14 protein-coding genes are annotated in these 18804 nt (G+C 45.6%); 6 read left to right on the plus strand and 8 right to left on the minus strand.

Annotated features, from left to right (window positions below; all coding sequences use genetic code 11):
* Positions 1-2: 2 nt before the first annotated feature.
* Positions 3-1313, minus strand: a complete 1311-nt coding sequence (locus KH180_RS04930) for a citrate/2-methylcitrate synthase (RefSeq protein WP_442859903.1) — start codon at positions 1311-1313, stop codon at positions 3-5.
* A gap of 239 nt (positions 1314-1552) precedes the next feature.
* Here KH180_RS04930 and KH180_RS04935 point away from each other — a divergent pair, with 239 nt between their 5' ends.
* The 3 genes from KH180_RS04935 to KH180_RS04945 all read left to right on the plus strand — a co-directional run bounded on the left by KH180_RS04935 (position 1553) and on the right by KH180_RS04945 (position 4239).
* Positions 1553-1996: a MarR family winged helix-turn-helix transcriptional regulator gene (locus KH180_RS04935; RefSeq protein ID WP_290757192.1), complete on the plus strand. Its 444-nt coding sequence runs from the start codon at positions 1553-1555 to the stop codon at positions 1994-1996.
* Positions 1997-2079: 83 nt separating this feature from the next.
* Complete coding sequence (locus tag KH180_RS04940) at positions 2080-2466, plus strand: BlaI/MecI/CopY family transcriptional regulator (protein WP_290757194.1); 387 nt, start codon at positions 2080-2082, stop codon at positions 2464-2466.
* Positions 2467-4239, plus strand: a complete 1773-nt coding sequence (locus KH180_RS04945; RefSeq protein ID WP_290757197.1) for a BlaR1 family beta-lactam sensor/signal transducer — start codon at positions 2467-2469, stop codon at positions 4237-4239. It abuts the gene before it with no gap.
* Here KH180_RS04945 and KH180_RS04950 read toward each other — a convergent pair.
* A complete protein-coding gene (locus KH180_RS04950) occupies positions 4217-6235 on the minus strand; it encodes a penicillin-binding transpeptidase domain-containing protein (protein WP_290757200.1) in 2019 nt (672 codons plus the stop codon). The two genes, KH180_RS04945 and KH180_RS04950, sit on opposite strands and share 23 nt — an antisense overlap.
* A 211-nt stretch (positions 6236-6446) precedes the next feature.
* Here KH180_RS04950 and KH180_RS04955 point away from each other — a divergent pair, with 211 nt between their 5' ends.
* Positions 6447-8567 carry a sensor domain-containing phosphodiesterase gene (locus KH180_RS04955; RefSeq protein ID WP_290757203.1) on the plus strand — a complete coding sequence of 707 codons (2121 nt, stop codon included), beginning with the start codon at positions 6447-6449 and terminating at the stop codon, positions 8565-8567.
* Positions 8568-8642: 75 nt separating this feature from the next.
* Here the strand turns inward: KH180_RS04955 and KH180_RS04960 are convergent, their stop codons facing one another.
* Positions 8643-9629, minus strand: a complete 987-nt coding sequence (locus KH180_RS04960) for a hypothetical protein (RefSeq protein ID WP_290757206.1) — start codon at positions 9627-9629, stop codon at positions 8643-8645.
* Between the two features lie 168 nt (positions 9630-9797).
* On the opposite strand from KH180_RS04960, the gene KH180_RS04965 reads away from it, so the two are divergent.
* Positions 9798-10247, plus strand: a complete 450-nt coding sequence (locus KH180_RS04965) for a hypothetical protein (protein ID WP_290757209.1) — start codon at positions 9798-9800, stop codon at positions 10245-10247.
* Between the two features lie 82 nt (positions 10248-10329).
* On the opposite strand, the gene amrS is transcribed toward KH180_RS04965, so the two are convergent.
* The 5 genes from amrS to KH180_RS04990 form a co-directional block, all read right to left on the minus strand.
* On the minus strand, positions 10330-11157 hold the full coding sequence (gene amrS / locus KH180_RS04970; RefSeq protein ID WP_290757212.1) for an AmmeMemoRadiSam system radical SAM enzyme: 828 nt from the start codon (positions 11155-11157) through the stop codon (positions 10330-10332).
* Between the two features lie 4 nt (positions 11158-11161).
* Positions 11162-12547 carry an AmmeMemoRadiSam system protein A gene (gene amrA / locus KH180_RS04975; RefSeq protein WP_290757215.1) on the minus strand — a complete coding sequence of 462 codons (1386 nt, stop codon included), beginning with the start codon at positions 12545-12547 and terminating at the stop codon, positions 11162-11164.
* Positions 12548-12597: 50 nt separating this feature from the next.
* Positions 12598-16347, minus strand: coding sequence for a diguanylate cyclase domain-containing protein (locus tag KH180_RS04980; protein WP_290757218.1), 3750 nt, complete (start codon positions 16345-16347; stop codon positions 12598-12600).
* A 217-nt stretch (positions 16348-16564) separates the two neighbouring features.
* The gene (locus KH180_RS04985) at positions 16565-17260 is read right to left on the minus strand and encodes a LiaF transmembrane domain-containing protein (protein ID WP_290757221.1); all 696 of its coding nucleotides are present in this window, start codon (positions 17258-17260) and stop codon (positions 16565-16567) included.
* A complete protein-coding gene (locus KH180_RS04990) occupies positions 17257-17718 on the minus strand; it encodes a LytTR family DNA-binding domain-containing protein (protein ID WP_290757224.1) in 462 nt (153 codons plus the stop codon). The genes KH180_RS04985 and KH180_RS04990 overlap by 4 nt, the downstream gene beginning before the upstream one ends.
* 144 nt (positions 17719-17862) lie before the next feature.
* On the opposite strand from KH180_RS04990, the gene KH180_RS04995 reads away from it, so the two are divergent.
* On the plus strand, positions 17863-18630 hold the full coding sequence (locus KH180_RS04995; protein ID WP_290757226.1) for an HAD family hydrolase: 768 nt from the start codon (positions 17863-17865) through the stop codon (positions 18628-18630).
* Positions 18631-18804 lie beyond the last annotated feature (174 nt).

Genomic DNA, 18804 nt, shown 5'->3' on the forward strand with positions numbered 1-18804 from the left:
ACTCACCGGTCTTCCAAAGGGACATAAACCTTTTCTTTTGCTACACTTTTATACGCAGGCCGGATGATCTTATCCACATTGGTAAGCTCCTCCAGCCTGTGGGCACTCCATCCCACGATCCTTGCCATGGCAAAGATCGGCGTAAACAGCTCCAGCGGTATATCTAGCATGCTGTAAACAAAACCACTGTAGAAATCTACGTTGGCGCTGACCCCTTTGTAGATCTTTCGTTCCTCTGCTATCGCCTCTGTAGCCAGCTTTTCCACTGCTGAGTAAAGGGCAAAATCATCGTCCCGGCCCTTTTCCTTTGCAAGCTTTTCAACAAAGCTCTTAAAGATCAGCGCTCTGGGATCAGAGATTGAATACACCGCATGTCCCATACCGTAGATCAGCCCTTTTTTATCAAAAGCCTCCCTGTTCAGCAGTTTCAGCAGATATGCTTTTACCTCGTCTTCGTCCTTGACATCTTCTACATTCTTCCTCAGGTCCTGCATCATCTGGACTACCTTAATGTTGGCTCCCCCGTGCTTCGGCCCCTTCAGTGAAGATAAGGCTGCTGCAATAACCGAATATGTATCAGATCCTGCAGATGTGACCACATGGGTTGTAAATGCAGAGTTGTTTCCTCCTCCGTGCTCCATATGAAGTACAAGTGCGATATCGAGCACCTTAGCTTCCAATTCTGTATACTTCATGTCCGGACGGAGCATCCTCAGAATGTTTTCCGCAGCAGAAAGCTTTTCATCCGGGCGGTGGATATAAAAGCTCTCCTGCTTTATATAATGGTTATAGGCATGGTAACCGTATACTGCAAGCATCGGAAATACACTGATCAGCATCAGGCTCTGGCGCAGCACGTTGGGCATAGAGATATCAGATGCCTTTGGATCATAAGAGGCCAGGTTCAGCACGCTCTTTGTCAGAGAATTCATAATGTCTCCGTTGGCTGCTTTCATAATGACATCCCGGGTAAAATTCCTCGGCAGAGTCCTGCACAAAGACAGTATGTTCTTAAACTCTTCCAGCTGGCTTTCATTGGGAAGTTCCCCAAACAGGAGAAGATATGCCGTTTCCTCAAATCCAAACCGGCGTTTCTGCACAAAGTTCCTCGTCAGGTCAGTGATGTCGTAGCCGCGGTATAACAGTCTGCCGTCACACGGTACTTTCTGTCCGTCAATCTCTTCATATGCCTGGATTGATGAAATATTCGTAAGCCCTGCAAGCACTCCCGTGCCGTTCTCATCCCGCAGTCCCCTTTTTACTCCGTATTTAGTATACAGCTCTTTGGGAACAGTACAGCTCTCTGTGCACAGTCTGGAATAAGTCTTCGTATAGTCTTTGATAACGCTGCTTGTCTTCTTATAACTCACTCTGGGTACCTCCTTTACATTTCCTGGTATTTTCTTTTATCATACATCAATAATTGATATTTGTCAACCATTGACACTTGTTAATGAACTGTCTATACTATAGGTATAGAAATGATGTTGGGATCAAAATGGACGAAATGTCTGCTGGAGAAAAACCCACTGAAAAAGGAGAGGATAAACCAATGAACGAGGCAGAATCGAAGGGAATTGCCGTATCCCTGTTCGAAATTTTCCCGCTGTGCCGCGAACTCATATTCAGTTCTATGGACATGAAGGAATTAAATCTGACAAAAAGCCAGCTGTCTATTCTGTTTGCACTGGAAGTCAAACCGGGCCTTACCATGTCAAAACTTTCGAAGTATATTGCATCTTCCAAGGAGCAGACCACCCGGGCAGTGGCTCCCCTTGTAAAAGAAGGTTTCGTGGAACGCTATATAGAAGAAGAAAACCGGAGATATGTCTACATCCGGCTTTCCGATAAAGGCATGTGCATGATACAGGAGGCAAAACAAAGCTTCATCAACCACCTGAAACTGTCTTTTGGACGGCTTCCCAAGGAGGACCTGAATGAATTAAAACAGGCTGCCGAGACAACGTTAAGAATTTTAAAAAAGCTGGAACCATAAATCCATGGTTCCGGCTTTGCTTTTTTTGCATCTTATGCTATAATTTTATATACTACATTTGTAAGATCAAAAGGAGACAACCGATGAAAACGATTCCTCAGATTTCAGATGCTGAATATAAGGTCATGAAAGTCATCTGGTCCCATACGCCGATCAGCACACCTCAGGTGACAACACTGCTGGCCTCCTCAAATGGCTGGAGTCCAAAAACAATACAGACAATGCTCTCACGGCTGGTAAAAAAGGGTGCTATCACCTATGAAAAACAGGGCAGGGCCTTTTATTATACTCCTCTTGTAGAAGAGACTGAGGTTTTAAGGGAAGAGAGTTCTTCTTTTCTGAACCGCTTTTATGACGGCTGTATCAGTTCCATGGTTTCTAATTTTCTGGAGGAAGACAGGCTGACTGCCGAGGAGATTGATGATCTGAGAAAACTTCTGGACAAAGGCACTGACGGGAGGGATAAGTAGATGGACGTAACTCTGGTCAAGGGCTTTCTCATCCACTGCCTGTTTCTGGCATTTGCCACGCCTGTGATTTTAGCTGCCAAAAAACTTTTCAGGCGCTGCCTGACTCTGCAAAGCCAGCATTCCATATGGTATTTGTACTGTTTTGCTACGCTTTTTTTCTTTCTCCCCATCCGGCTCCCCTCCGCTATCCTCCCGTTTTCCCCGATAGACAGTTTTCTTCACAATGCCCATGAGAGCACTGGGGCGTTCTCTTCTTTTGCTGCGGCTGACTCTGCCGGCTGGATGAATGACTATGCAGTGTCTGCCGGGTCATCTTTTTCTGACTCATTCCTGATGTCCTTATTCTGGATCTGGGCAGCCGGAGCTGTAATCATGACTTTGGTTCTGCTGTACAGCCGCATCCGCCTGAACCGTCTGGGCCGTTCCATGGCTTTTATCAAAAACCGTGAGGCTGAACGGCTTTTCACCCGGTGCAGAAAAGATCTGGGAATACAGCGCAGCATCCGTTTTGTACTCTCTGAAAAAGCAGACAGCCCTATGGCATTCGGAATGCTCTTTCCGGTCATTGTGTTCCCCAGAAAATGCCTTTCTGCTTTTTCCCCAAAAGAGCTGTCCTATATTTTTTATCATGAACTGAGCCATTACAAACGCGGCGATCTGGTCTGCAACTTTGTCTGCTGCATGGTACAGGCCTTATACTGGTTTCACCCTGCGGTCCTGTTCTCCCTCAGAAAAATGCGCACAGACCGGGAAATTGCCTGTGACGCTTCTGTTCTGAACTATATCAGTGAACATGAGCGGAAGGACTACGGCCATACCATCCTTAATTTTGCAGGCTATTTTTCCTGTACCGGGGCTTTTTCCGTCTCCTCCGGCATAGGCGGCAGCAATTCCCAGCTGAAGCAGCGTATAACAGCCATCGCATCCTACCGCATTCCATCCTTCAGGAAGCGTCTTGCGAGTATTGTTTTTCTGCTGGTTTTCGGACTCCTGTTTTCCTCCTTCTTCCTGAAGAACAATATTGCTGCCGGTTCTGTCTCCAAAGCACCGGACCGGCCTTTTGTAAACGCGGACCTTTCTTCCTATTTTTCAGGAAAAGAGGGCTGCTTTGTTTTGTATGACAAAAACCATAATAAATTCCGTATCTATAATGATAAAATGAGCCGCAGGAGAGTCTCCCCGGATTCTACATATAAAATATACAGTGCCCTGGCTGCGTTGGATGCGGGAGTGATTTCTCCGCAGAAAACCAGTCTTTCCTGGGATCACAAAACTTATCCCTATTCCTCCTGGAACCATGACCAGACATTGGACAGTGCCATGGAATCTTCGGTAAACTGGTACTTCCAAAAACTCGACCAAAAACTTGGAAAAACCTCAGTGCAGAACAATCTGAAACGAATCGGATACGGCAATGAAGATATATCCGGAGGTATTTCTTCCTTCTGGCTGGAATCCTCTCTAAAAATCTCTCCCCTGGAGCAGGTTATGCTGTTAAGAGACTTCGATCAGAACCGCCTGGGTTATTCAAAAGAGACGGTGGCTACTGTCAGGAATTCAATGAAACTTTCTTCCGCTCCCGGACATGTCCTTTACGGCAAAACCGGAACCGGACGGGTAGACGGCTGTGATATAAACGGATGGTTTATTGGTTTTCTGAAGACAAAGGATAATACCTTTTATTTTGCACTGAGGCTTCAGGGTGCTGACAATGCCTCCGGTCAGGAAGCCGCAAAGACCGCATTAAAGATTATCGGGTCAATGTCTCTTTGATCACGGCCTTTGTCCTGCCTACCACATAGCCGCTGCCGCCGCGGTCTTTTACGTCCTCTGCCATGGTAATCAAAAGCCATGGCTCTTTTTCTTTCTTGTCCGCAGTAAAGATTCCAAACCAGCCAAGCTCTGTGCCTGTGGTATCATCCTTGCTGGCTTTAATCTCTGCCGTTCCGGTTTTTCCTGCCAGTTTTACGCCGGACGTCTTCGCCCCATGTCCGGTCCCGCTGGGATGTTCGATAACCTGAACCAGATCATCTTTTATAATCGCTGCCGTCTTTTTGGAGAATGCATTTTTAATCCAATATTTGGGTTCCGGCTTTTCCTTTAAGAGCAGATACGGGCGTATCATATTGCCCTCATTGACAAAAGCAGAATAGACAGATGCCAGATGAATGGGATTTACTAAAACCTGTCCCTGTCCGTATCCGCTGTCCGCCAGCTGAACCTCTGTGTCAATACTCTTCTGGTTATTAGAAAACTGTGAGACTGCGGTTTTTATGTCAAAAGGCATCTCTTTTCCAAAGCCCAGATGCTTGGCCTGGCTCACATAATCTTTCGCCCCGATCTTTAGGGCTGCCTTTGCAAAGTAAATATTGTCTGAGTAAATCAGGGCATTTCTAAGAACCGCATTTTCGTATGTATGCAGTGTGGTCACCTTATAGGATCCCCAGCTGCTGTCTTTCTGCCAGGACAGTCCGCTGTTTCCAAAATCCTCACCTGGCTTCAGTTTTCCTGTATTCATGCCCATACCTGCCACTACAGGTTTAAAGATTGAACCCGGAGCCCATTTCTGCCGGAAACGATTATATAAAGGCTTGGCTTTGTCACTGTTTTGCTTCTTCCACTGGCTGGATGAAATCCCCAGTACAAAATCATTGCTGTCATAGGAAGGAGTGCTGACCAATGCCAGAATCTCTCCGTTTTTTGGATTCATCATCACAGAACAGCTCTTGTCATTTTTATACTGATCATAAATTTTCGCCTGAAGTCCTGCGTCAATCGTTGTATAAATTGTTTCCCCGTTTTTCTCCTTTTTTACCGCAAGTACTTTCTTTTCTCTGCCGTCTTCATTGAAGATGGAAATCTTATACCCGTCTGTCTCATGAAGCCGGTCCTCATACAGCACCTCAAGACCGCTTTTCCCAATCAGCTGTCCCTGCTTATAACCTTTATCCTTCAGCTTTTTCAGATCGTCTGCACTGATCTCCTGCACATATCCGGTCAGATGGGCTGCTGCCTTTCCATAAGGATAGACTCTGGTGTCTTCCGAAGAAACCAGCACACCCGGAATCTTCAGCAGCTTCTTCTCTATTTTTTCTTCACTGTCCACTGTCATTTTTTTGACGGGTACAAAAGAATCTTTCGTGACCCAGGATGCATCCAGCTTTTTATTAATGTCAGCCTTCTTTATATTGAGAAGACCGGCCAATTCAGACACGGAATTTTTCCTGCTCTTCATCTTGCCCGGGACAATCCCGATGGATGCCGCCTTCCCTTTTCCCGCCAGCAGCTTTTTATTGCGGTCATAAATCTCTCCCCGCTCTCCTTTCAGCTTTGAAACACGCACCTTATCCGTAAATTCCATGTCAGGAAAAATCATGCTGTCATCCCATTTTAAATAGTATCCGCCGTCCTCTTTCACAAAATATGCTTTATTTTTGAATGATATTTTGCCTGCCAGGGTATCCAAAGACATATGATAAGAAACTCCATCCCCTTCTGCATCTTTATCCACACTGATCTTAATATTCTTCGCCTCTATCCCCTGGTAGATCTTTTGGTTTCTCTGTATAAATTCCTTTTTGGATATTTCTTTCCGGCTGCTCTTATCTAAAAGGCCGTACATGGCCTCATAATCTTTCTTTCCGATATAAGAAACATACTCAGAGAGCCTTTCTTCCGGCTGTTTTATTCCAAACCTGCTCCAAAGAAAGAACCCAAGAACACCCAGAACCACAGCTGCTCCAAGAATCAATATTCGTTTCTTTTTCATTCATGCCTCCTTTTTTGCATTGAAGTACAGTTACACAGATATTATCTATATCTTACATGTGTAGGATATGCATGTCAAGAAAAACCAAACTGCTCCCAGACGCACGGCTTAACCATATCTTCTTTCTTAATAAACAACTATGCATTTGGTAAATACTGTTGTATAATTAAACTATATCTTATAAATATCACACGGGAGACAGGGGTTTATTGTGTTTAAATTAATTGATGAAATTGCAGAAGTTATCTATGTTGCAGACTTGGAAACTTATGAAATGCTTTACCTGAACAGTTCCGGAAAACGTTTGTTTCAGGCAGACAGTTATAAGGGTGAAAAGTGTTACCGGCTTCTTCGCGGAAAAGATGGGCCTTGTGAATTTTGTACCAACCATCTGCTGTCCTTTGATTCCGTCTATACATGGCGTTCAACCAATGAAATCACGAACCGCCATTTTATTTTAAAGGATAAATTGGTGGAGTGGGACGGCCATGTTGCCCGGATGGAGATCGGCTTTGATTTGACAGAACAGGAAGAGCAGGAGCAGCTTTTAAAGAACAAAGCCAAGGGTGAAGAACTGGTGCTGGAGTGTTTAAGAGTCCTCTATCAGACAAAGGAGCTGGAAAAAGCCATTCAGATGATTCTTGAGAAAACCGGAAAGTTTCTGTCCGCCGAGAGAGCCTACATCTTTGAGATTGACGGCAAGGTTATGAATAACACTCATGAATGGTGCGCTGATCATATCAAACCGGAGATTGACCAGCTTCAGAATCTTCCTGCTGACCTTATAGACCGCTGGCGGATCGAATTTGAGAAGAATAAATGTATTTTTATCCGTGATATGGAAGACATACGAACTCAGTCACCGGAAGAGTACAGGATTCTTTCCTCTCAGGGAATCAAACGGCTGATCGCAGCCCCTCTTTATACCAATCAGGGACTGGCCGGATATATCGGTGTGGATAATCCGCCTGAAGATTTATTCGACCAGGTGGAACCCATTCTGGAAACTCTCAGTTACTTTTTGTCTTCCAGCATGGACCAGATGCATACATACCGTATTCTCAAAGATCTAAGCTATCATGACACGCTGACCGGACTCTATAACCGGAACCGCTTTAACGAAGATTTGGAGCACTACGCAGAACAGGACTTTAAGACAGTAGGAGTTATCTATCTGGATCTGAATGGACTGAAAGATATCAATGATTCAAAAGGGCATCAGTTCGGAGATCAGATTCTTAAGGATTCTGCGAAAAAACTGCAGGTTATCTTTTCTGATCAAACAATTTACCGCATTGGAGGGGATGAGTTTGCGATTCTCTGTATGAATACAGAGAAAGACAGTTTTCTGCGCACCATAAGGGAACTGAAATATTTATTCTCCCACTCAGTGGACTGCAGCGGTGCCGTTGGATACAGCTGGTCTGAAAATCCGGCTGACTTCCAGTCTCTTCTCACAGAAGCCGATGAGATGATGTACACTGATAAGAAGGAGTATTACCGCTCCAATCCTAACTCCTCAAGATACCGCAACTACTTTGATGACCGTTTGAACTTAAAAAGTGTGGACCAGCTCATAAAAGCCATTGAAGATCAGCGTTTCTGTGTATACCTGCAGCCCAAGGTTCTGTGCAGTACCCAGGAGGTGATCGGTGCCGAGGCCCTCGTCCGCTATATCAGCAAAGACGGTGCCATTGAACCCCCGATCTACTTTATTCCTGTGCTGGAGTCAGCCATGACAATCAAATATGTAGATTACTTTGTATTTGAAAGAGTCTGCCAGATTATCCAGGACTTTATAAAATCCGGTTCCCCGGTCTTTCCTATTTCCGTCAACTTTTCGAGATATACGCTGCTGGATGCAGACTTTTTGAAATCCATCTTATCCATCTGTGACAAATACCAGGTACCCCGCCATCTATTGGAGTTTGAGATCACTGAAAGTGCTGATTATACGGATGAATCCTTCCTGGATGATATGATCCGTGATATCAAAGATGCCGGATTTTCTGTAGCTATCGATGATTTCGGTGTCAAATATGCCAATCTGTCTTTGGTGCTCAACAGTGACATCGACACACTGAAACTTGACAAGAGCATGATTGATTCGATTGAGAGCAATGCCAAAGCTGTGATGTTCGTTCAGTCACTGGCCTACATCTGCAAGACAATGAATATTCAGTTTATCGTAGAAGGCGTGGAAACGCAGGATCAGTTTGAGATCCTGAAAGCGCTGCGCTGCGAGGGGATTCAGGGCTATCTGTTCGGCCGCCCTATGCCACTGTCAGACTTCTGCCGCTTCCTTGAGAAAAACAGAGATCTTCCAGACTAGTTTCACTCATCCGCAAAACTTAAAAGATGCTCTTCCGCATTAAAAAGAGCATCTTTTTATTTTCTGTTTTCATTTTTATTCTTCCATAATCTCTTCCGGTGTGAAGCCCCGGTACTTCCACTGACGGGTGCACCTTTCCCACTGTGCGTAACAGTGCAGAAACTCTTCCTGCTCCTTCTCCCCGTTTAAATAGATGCCGGCCTCTTTCATCAGATAAAATGCCTTTGAGACACCGCCGCCCAGCAGAAGGTTATCTTCCAGCCCGGTCATCAGTTCCGCAAAAGAAAGAGGATTGTGCTTTCTTTTCTCCAAAAATGACCTTAAGCTTTTGTACTCCGGAGCCTCCACGTCCACATACTCCTCAGAATACAGGCAGATCTCCTCCTCATCCGGCATATAATAGGGCAGATTTTTTACCTCATTCATCAGTTCCAGACAGAATCTGGTGTCCGGGATCTTGCGTGAAATCACATACCGGCCTTCCACACGATATTCGCCGTAAGTTTTCTCCGTAAATTTCAGAAACCTGGAGAGTTCCCCCTTTTTAAGAGGAACACTGTGCAGGTCTTCCCACAGATTCATCAGCTGCTTTTTTTCATACACGCCGTACAAATGTGTCAAAGCCCTGGCACAGCGGTAAAGTTCCTGATTGTGCACGACCTTTTCTCTGTTCTTTTCATTGGATAAAAATCTGATGATCTTTTCCTTAACCTCTCCCGGAACCACAAAGGTTCTGTCTCCATGTTCACCGAAAACATAAAGCCATCCCCGTTTCTGGTATGTCCATACTCCCTGGCTCTCGGCCCCTTCCGGTTCGTTTAAGAGCACCTTCAGTCCGTTCAAATCTTCAAAAGAGCTGTACTTTAAAACTGCGGGCATCTGATCCAAAATCTCAAAACACAGCTTCTCTGCCAATTCTGATTTTCTATACTGTGAACCATCCAGCCCATAGAAAGAGGCAATCTCCAAAAGCTGGCTCTTTGTATAACAGTGGAGACACTCCGACAAACTTTGTGCAGAGCTTTTTAGAATTGTCCACTTCATTTCATTTTTCTGCTCCATCTTGCACCTCGTTTCTAAACTGAACATCATCTTTCCTTTATTTTACCATAGAAATCCCGGCCTTCCTACCAATATACAATATACTTTTCTCTTTTTCTCCGTGAAATGTTTCACACATTGACATGCACAGTCATAAAATATAGAAAGACAAATTCTGGATGTGATGTTTTGAATCATTTTTCTGTCTCCAGCCAATCCACAGGCGGCCCTATGGCTTCCTGCGCCCAATACAGCGTAGATTCCGATACTCCTTCCGGCAGCCTTCTCCCTCTGTTTCCGGTATTTGAAAAAGGAGGGCAGATCCTGCAGGCAGATACTCCGGCAGTCGTATTGATGCCGTCTTCTTTTTATTCTGTCAGTTATCAATTTATTGCCAGTCCGGGCAGCTGGAAATACTTTCGGATACTTCCGTGCATCAATGAGACAGCCGCCCTTCTCTATGCATCTTTTGCTCCTGCCAACTCAGATGGAATTGCTTCCGCATCTGCCTGCTTCATCACCGATCAGGCCTTAAAACTCCCGGCTTTCCTAAGCTTCCGGGTCAGCTATCCTGAAACTTCAAAACCATTCAGCATTACAGGATCAGTAAGTATCGCCTCCTGCGGATCCTTCATGTAGGACTTTTTATTTCATGGGACACACGTTCCCATGAAATAAAAAAGGAACAGCAGGACACAATACTGGCTGTCCTGCTGTTTCTTCAGCAATTTCCGGTAAATACATGTTTCAGATAAGCTCGGGCTGTCTCTGCCAAAGTGTACACCTGTCCTATTTCCGTTGCATTCCGGTCCGTCATTTTCCATCTCGGATAGAATCTGGACACATGAAGAGGTATCTCGGGATTTACAGAAGCGATCCACGCGGCCATCTCTTTAATCTCCTCCCTGGAATCATTTTCTCCCGGAACAATCAGAACTGTAAGTTCTACATGGCAGTGATCTGCGGCCTTTTTTATAAACTTCTGTACTGTGCCAAGGTCTCCTCCCAGTTTTTTGTAATACTCTTCCCTTATGCCTTTCAAGTCAATATTCATGGCATCCGTATATGGCAGCACCGCATCCTGCACAGCTTCCGAAAATTCTCCGTTGGTCACAAGCACATTTTTCATTCCGTACTGTCTGACAATCTTTGCCGTATCGCGTACATATTCATAACCTGTAAGAGGTTCGTTATATGTATATGCAACCCCGATATTTCCTCTTTTCCGCAATTCTGATGCCTTGGCAGCCAGTTTCTCCGGAGACAAAAAAACAGTCTCTGCCTGATCTGCATTTTTCATGGATATATCATAGTTTTGGCAGAACGGACAGGCTAAGTTGCATCCAAAGCTGCCCACAGACAGTATGAGACTGCCGGGATAATACATGGAAAGCGGTTTTTTTTCGATTGGATCCAGCGCCAGAGCTGTCACTCTGCCGTAGTTCTCACAAACAAGCATACCGTTTACATTTTTCCTGGCTCCGCATCTGCCGAATTGTCCTGGCTCCAGCCTGCAGCGGTGCATGCACACTACACACGTCTCTTTCATCTTCTCACCTATGCCTTATAACCTCAAACCGCTCTATCTTTACCGATTCCTCTTCTCCGATCCCGGCTTTCTGCTTTGCGATCTCAATCTGTTCCTCTACAGTATCCACCCCGGAGAGATTCGGCAGCAGAAGCCCTCTTCTCCCTCCCCTGGAAACGATAATACCGTATTTTTTTGAGTCCAATTCCTCAAATGATGATACTTTCTGGGTTTTCCCAAGAACATCCACACTATACTCCAGCTGATCCAGCTCCTCTTCCTTAACCGGAGAAAATCTTGGATCCCTGGCCCCGGCACTGACTGCGTTCCATATGATTTCCTCTGCCACAGTAGCCTTTGTGGCACAGATGGTGCCGATGCATCCCCTGAGTCTTCCTTCCTTTTTCAGAGAAACAAAAACGCCTGAACGTTCTCCCAAAAGATCCTCTGAGAGATTATCCGGAACGCCTATAACTGTCCCGCTTTTGACATAGGACTCCAGGGACAGTCTTGCCAGACGGACAAAACTGTCCTCCCTGGCCTGCCTCTGTTCTGCTTTTTTTCTCTGTTTCTCCAAATACTTGTCCTTAAGCTTCCGCTCCGGATTTTCTCCCAGCGGCATATAGGCACAAACTCCGTAGCCTACGCCATAGGGTCCTTCATAAGACAGTTTCTCTGCTTTTATATCCATGCCGTCCAAAGCTCCGGCCAATATCATAAAGGAACGGTGCCCGCACTCTCCTGCTTTCTCAAGGAATTCATCCGGAAATTCAAAAAGCTGCTGGAAATCACCGCTTCCCATCACTTCCATGACTTTTTCATCATATAAAGGGCCTTCCGGCCGGAATCCATAAGGACCGTCTTCCAGCAGCCGATGGGACAGATCTCCGCTGGCAATAAATACAACGTTTCTTCCAAGCTGCTGTGCCGCTTTCTTGACATACTGCCCCAGAGTATAATGCTCTGTGAGAGAAAGGCCGGAAAGGCTCATTCTGACCGTCTGAAAGTTCTGATATCTCTGACTGATAAAATACAGTGGAATCATAAATGCATGGTCCAGCTGTGGTCCCTGCTCTCCGTCCGTTCCGGCCATAAACCCATCCATCTCTGCCAGATGAGTAAGAGTCTCCGTAAGCTCCTGGTCATAAGCAGCGGTGATACGGGTGCCGCCTGCTCCAAACTGGGCAAAATCCCCCTGTGCCCCGGTTCCCGGAGAAATATGAAAGTAGTCTGAATACATAACAGAGTGGGGAGTTGCAATCACAATAGTCTCCGGTGCCAGTTTGGCGATTCTCTCTGCAGTCTCATTGTAAGCCTGCACCGTCTTTTCTACTGTCTGTTCTTTTCCGCACCCCACTGACGGAATTATCAGCGGCGGATGCGGTACCATAAATGCACCAATTACTGCCATCTTTTCATCACCCTTTCCAACTTAAATGTCAGTAAGTTTCCAAATCCTCTTTAACTGTCTTTATAACGTGAGATGTCATGGCAGGACAGCATACATGCCTCCTTGTCTCTCCACCGGATCATGGATGCATCTGCGATCGTCCAGGCCTTTAAAATAGGATTATAAACCTCTATGGACCGGCTCACATTTTCACTGATATTCTTTGCAGGACACTTTTCACATGGTTCCGTCCGCCCAAAGAAAACTTCATAACAAAACATTCCCGTCTTTACGTTTGGCACAGCCTTTAAAGTCTGCTGATTCATGTACAGCAGCCGGAAGCTGTCAGGATCAATCACATAGATCCAGGCATTCTGATTATCCAGTGCGGTCATCAGACTGGCTGCCGTTTCTTCGGCACGGTCCTGTGCCCTCTTTTTCAGCAGAAAAATGGATAAAAGCTTTGCAATCAGCGTCAGCGTATTGATCTGCTCTTTTGTCCACATCCTCCTGATGACACATTCATCAAAGCCCACAAATCCTTTAAACAATCCCCCGTCCTTAATCACACACTGAAGGGTGGATTTTATTCCCTGAGAGGCCAGTGCCTCCCTCTGATCCCTGGGCAGCTGAGTAATATCGGGGCAGTAAAAAATTCCATATTCATTGAAATTATCTCTGTACCGGCCAGACAGCCGATCATATAAACAATTCTGCTCAGGACCTGCCTGGGGATTGATCCCCTGACTGCACCATTCAAATGTCTTTCTGCAGTGTATGCCGTCCTCTGACTCCTCATAAATATAAGCTCTGCTGACACTAAACTTTGTTCCCGCCATCTCAAGAATAGAACGAACCGCATGCTCCAGATCTTCCTCCTCATAAATCCTGCAGAAGATCTGTTCAACCAGATCATCCGCTTGCACCCTCTGATCTTCTGACGAGTCAATCCTTGTACTGGCTGCAAGTTCCATCTCGGGAAATCCAAGCCTCTGGTCTGCCAGCGACCTGTCAAACAGACAGTAGCCATTCTTTCCTTTAGACTTTGTGTGATAGAGAGCCAGGTCACTGCGCCGGAACAGCTCTTCAAAATTAGTGCCGTCCCGGGGACAGCATGCAATTCCGATGCTGCTGGAAAATTCACATGGTGTCATGTCCTGCCGGAACATGGACTGAAAAGAATCCCTGATCTTTTCTGCTCTGTTTTTTAATATCTCAATTTTCCGAATATCCTTCATAAAAATGAGAAATTCATCGCCGCCGATTCTGGAGATAATATCCTCTTTTCTCAGCAGTTTCGTAAGCACCGATGCGGTTTCCTGGAGCACTGCATCCCCGAACATATGCCCATAACGGTCATTAATCTGCTTAAAATCATCAACATCAATAATCATCATAGCTGCCATTTCTTCAGGTTTTCTGTTCTCAAGATAATGGTCGATCTCATTCCTTGCGGTACTCCGGTTATAAAGGCCTGTCAGTTCATCTCTGGAAGCCTTTTCTTCCAACGCCTGTGAGGCCTTCTTCTCAGCATCGATATCAGTCATAATCCCGACGGCTTTAAATGGTTTCCCTGTCCGGTCATACTGTGCTGTAGCCTTGGCTTTATACCAGCGGTAGGTCCCCTCCCGGTCCGCAAGCCTGAACTCAATCTCCCCATAAGGCATGCTGCCGCCCAGCTGGCCCAGCAGATTCCCCACAAGTTCCAAATCCTGCGGATGAATATGTGACTGTGTAAGAAGCCTGCTGCTGGCTTGATCCATGACCGGTACATACCCGAACTTGTTTTCCCAGTTAGATGAGTACAGCATTTTATCCTTTTTCATATCCCACTCAAAGATAACGTCATTGGACTGATCCATAATAATCTTATGTCTCTCCAGCGTCAGCCTCAGTTCCTCCTGAGCCTGCTTAGACTTCGTCACATTGATCAGTGTCCTGAAAATATGCTCCTTTCCGTCTGTCCCTGTCACCAGATGGCTTTTGTCCAGAACCCATATAATCTGTCCGCCCTTTGCCGTCACCCGGTACTCAAGCTCTATAGCATTCCCGGAATTCAGCTGCTTCTTTGTCTGATCCAGCACTTCCTCCCGGTCTGCCGGATAGATAAGTTCCAGGTAACGGCTGTGAAATTTCTCCTTGATCTCTTCTGCTTTGTAGCCTAAAAGATTTTCCAGTCCCTCATTGATCTGAAGCATGGTGAAATACTTATCATTCAGGCACTGCTGGATTCCGCCAAGCAGCTGTCCGAAAGATCCTGTGCCCTGCATATGCTTCATCCTGGAATCCCCTGCATCTTCTGACTGCCGGATATCCTTCCATATAAGCAGCACTTTCCTCTGATACGGATGTCCGTCTGAAATCCTCATGACCGTGCACTCACACCAGCTGTAATCTCTCAGATTTACATTATATACCCGGAACTTCCTGCTCTCCTTCATGAGACCGTCTTCAAAAAATGCTTCCAGTCCGGGACCCAGAAGTTCCAGAGCATTCTCTCTGTCCTCCGGATGCAGGGAATGGAGGGCAAAATGCCTGATACTGTCATCAAATCTGTCTCCGGCTTTCAGAGCTTTGAAATTGCCGTTAGAGGCATACACCAGATGATATACCCCGGTTCCCATGTCTACCTCCATCACCGTTGAATCTACATAGCGCAGCAGAGTGAAGTACTTAGCCTGCCCTATCTGAAGCGTATCCATGGCTTCTGTGTGTTTCGTCTTTTCAGAAGACTCCAGTGCCAGAGACCCGGTCTTGGAAACGGTTTTATCTGCATATTTCCTTGAATACTCCGCAAAAATGTCTTTCACATTTTTAAAACATTCCAGAAGTTTCGGAGAAAAGGCTCCGCATTCTCCGTTCAGAATCATAGTAAATGCCTGCTCCGGGGCAATGGCCTTTTTGTAGACTCTGTCAGTGGTCAGGGCATCATAGCAGTCTGCAATTCCCACTACCTGGGCACAAATCGGGATGCTGTCTGCTCTCAGCCCGTCAGGATATCCTTTTCCGTCCCACCGCTCATGATGGTACCTGCAAATATTATAGGCGTATCTGAGATAATTTCTGTCACTCATCCGGTCCAGTCCTTCAAGGATTTCACATCCTTTCACTGAATGAGTTTTCATGATCTGAAATTCCTCTTTTGTCAGGCGCCCGGGCTTATTTAAAATAGCATCAGGTATGGCAATCTTTCCGATATCGTGCATAGACGAAGCGCTGACGATCATCTGAATATCGGCAGTGCTCAGACCATACTCCGGATAACTGGCTGCCACATCCTCAAGCAGTGCCTCCGTAAATATACGGATTCTGCGGATATGCTGCCCTGTTTCTGCACTGCGGTATTCAATAATAGAAGACAGTGCATCGATCATAGCAGAGTTTGATTCTCTCAGCCTTGCAGCCTGTTCCTCTATCAATTCTTCCTGATTCAGACGGTGCAGATTCAGCTCTGCTATATTCTGGACACGCCGCTTCACCACATGTGGTTCAAAGGGTTTCATAATGATCTCAGAAGCTCCGAGATCAAAAACCTGGACCTCATTTTCTACAGAATCTTCTGCTGTTATAACCACCACCGGAAATTCTGCGAGCAGGCCGTTCTGGCCGATTTCACTGAGCACCTGATATCCGTCCTTGACCGGCATAACCAGATCCAGCAGCATAGCCGCAATCCTCCCATGATATTGCTCCAGCAGTACAAGAGCCTGCTGACCGTTTTCTGCCTCCAGAAGATTATAATCTGTTTCAAACACACCACGTAATATGACACGGTTAATCTCCATATCATCAACGATTAAAATAGTGTCCCTTCCTGCCATCCTTCTTCCCCCGATATACACTGAAATTATGATTCATCTAAAATTTCCCACTATAGTTTTAGTATAACACAAATTCACGAAAGAAACGAAAGAAAGAGGGTACATATCACTTTGCGCGCATCCTGCACGGAGTGCTTTTTATTTCATGGGATACACTTTCCTATAAAATAAAAGACAGACACCTCAAATGAAGTGTCCATCTTGTTTATTATACACATTACACATAGATAACCGTAACTCCCCCAAAGTTGACCCTTCCGGTCAGACGTACACTGACTGTCCCGTCACTCTGGTTCCTGTTTTTCTCATCCACAGCACCGGCAAAAGCGCTGACATTGTTGATGACGGTCCACTGTTTCGGAATATAAAGCTCTACCCCCGCAAAGGATACATCCAGATTAATTTCCGCCCGGCCGTCTTTTACCTCAGCATTGTCAAAATATGCTTTAATGGCACCGAAACTGGCATCCAGCCGTGCATACTTAAAGTCATCAGAATTCACATATTTGACTGTGGAGCCAAACGAGGTCCGATGATAAACTGAAGTTCCGTCATCCTCATCAATCACTGTTTCAAACGGCTCATCGCTGTGCCATTCCTTCCATCTTCTGTGTCTTGAGGGAAACAGCATATGACATCCGATGCTGCCCAGAAGCGCTGCACCCAGCACCGGCCAGGGAGTGATGGCCGTAATGCCCAGCGGCCTGGCATATATGATGCATATGAATGCGATGGAAAACAAAATTCCCGTATACTCCAAATGCAGTACACTTTTAATCAGCATTGCCGCAAAAAATATAGTCAGCAAAAGGCTGAAGACGCTGATATCCTGTAAATAACCCAATCTGCTGCAAAGTATGAATATGGCTCCCAAAATAAAAAATAATCCCCAAAATATCTTTTCTTTTCTCATTTCCCGATCCTCTTTTCTTCTAATTTTTGTTTCAGCGGTTTCAGATAAAGTCTTGATACATATACCTGCTTGTGTGTATTTTCAAACTGGATTACGCCTGAAGCAGACAGTCCCCGGCTGATGGAATAAATCTTATGTGTGTTGACCACTGCCGATTTTGAAATTCTCATGAAGGAACCCGGAAGCATCTCCTCTAACTCATACAGACGGTATTTTGTTTCATAAATATCATCTGCAGTATGTACATTGATGACATTTCCGTCTGTCTCAAAAAACAAGACCTTGGAGAGCGGAAAATAATACTCCTGCTCACCCTTTGAAAAAACCACGGTCTGCATCTTGGCCGATGTCTCCCGCACTGCTTTCTGCACTTCCCGGACCGTCTCATTGAGGCTTGCGCACCGTATAATGATCTCTTCTTCCGCTAAATTTTCATCAATTTCAATCCGTATCTTCATCTTTTTATCTCCACGTCCTTTATTATATCAGACACTGCCCCGCTGTAAATATAAAACAGCCAACAGGTTAAAAATGCCTGGTAAGTGGCACAGATCCCTTCATATATGGTATAATATCTGCAATCAGAATGGAGGTATCATGTTATGTCCCCTAAAATTTTTTTCTTTGACATCGACGGAACCCTTGCAGATCAGGAAGAAATCCTTCCCTCGAATCAAAAAGCCCTGCAGGAGCTGAGATCCAATGGCCACACGGTCATGATTGCATCCGGAAGGCCGGCCGGATATATAAGACGCATGTTTTCCGGCCTGGCTGACGGATTCATCGCTGCCAACGGCAGGCGGATAGAACATAACGGCAGCATCCTGCTGGACAACAGCTTCACCGTTGATGAACTAAAAGAGATCATCAAGCTGTGCAGAGCTTCCCAGTGTGCCTTTTGTCTTCTCGGAGACGGCATAGTATATCACGGCAGTCCTTTATATCTGTACGGGCATACAAGGCCCTATGAATCCATTGATGTGATCCACGAGGATCAATGGGACATCCATGATGTAAAAGCATATGCATTTGATATTATCTATAAGGATAAAGATCATCTGAAAACCATCAAACGGAATTTTGAAGGCAAATATATTATCAATGACCACTTTGACGGTTCTGCCGATGTATCCAGCGTTTCATTTCATAAAGGGCATGCCGTAACCTATGTGACCAATGCCCTGGGGTTCTCCCAGAGCGACAGCTATGCTTTCGGAGACGGTGACAACGATGTCTACATGTTTGAAGCTGCGGGAACTGCCGTGGCCATGGAAAACGGCACCAGCGCCGCAAAAAAAGCAGCCGACTATGTCACAGGCCACTTTAAAGAAGACGGGATCGCCCACGCCCTCAGACACTTAAAAATATAAACAGCAGATATCAAAAACGGAGCTGCCCTCTGAGACAACAAGAAGTGTACTCAGTACGGACAGCTCCGTTTTGTGTGACATTTTGACCAGTTCTCCGGCTTGCTGTCTCAGGAATGTAAGATTTTCTAACTTTCAGCAAAGTCTCTCCGGCGGCCCGTTCGGAACTCGCTGACG

The sequence above is a fragment of the Anaerostipes sp. genome, assembly GCF_018381315.1.
Taxonomy (GTDB): Bacteria; Bacillota; Clostridia; order Lachnospirales; family Lachnospiraceae; genus Anaerostipes.

Bases quoted from the DNA above. Each gene is read 5' to 3' on its own strand.
- KH180_RS04935 (WP_290757192.1), top strand. From the start codon at position 1,553: ATGAACGAGGCAGAATCGAAGGGAATTGCCGTATCCCTGTTCGAAATT.
- KH180_RS04940 (WP_290757194.1), top strand. From the start codon at position 2,080: ATGAAAACGATTCCTCAGATTTCAGATGCTGAATATAAGGTCATGAAA.
- KH180_RS04945 (WP_290757197.1), top strand. From the start codon at position 2,467: ATGGACGTAACTCTGGTCAAGGGCTTTCTCATCCACTGCCTGTTTCTG.
- KH180_RS04950 (WP_290757200.1), bottom strand. From the start codon at position 6,235: ATGAAAAAGAAACGAATATTGATTCTTGGAGCAGCTGTGGTTCTGGGT.
- KH180_RS04960 (WP_290757206.1), bottom strand. From the start codon at position 9,629: ATGGAGCAGAAAAATGAAATGAAGTGGACAATTCTAAAAAGCTCTGCA.
- amrS (WP_290757212.1), bottom strand. From the start codon at position 11,157: ATGAAAGAGACGTGTGTAGTGTGCATGCACCGCTGCAGGCTGGAGCCA.
- amrA (WP_290757215.1), bottom strand. From the start codon at position 12,547: ATGGCAGTAATTGGTGCATTTATGGTACCGCATCCGCCGCTGATAATT.
- KH180_RS04980 (WP_290757218.1), bottom strand. From the start codon at position 16,347: ATGGCAGGAAGGGACACTATTTTAATCGTTGATGATATGGAGATTAAC.
- KH180_RS04985 (WP_290757221.1), bottom strand. From the start codon at position 17,260: ATGAGAAAAGAAAAGATATTTTGGGGATTATTTTTTATTTTGGGAGCC.
- KH180_RS04990 (WP_290757224.1), bottom strand. From the start codon at position 17,718: ATGAAGATACGGATTGAAATTGATGAAAATTTAGCGGAAGAAGAGATC.
- KH180_RS04995 (WP_290757226.1), top strand. From the start codon at position 17,863: ATGTCCCCTAAAATTTTTTTCTTTGACATCGACGGAACCCTTGCAGAT.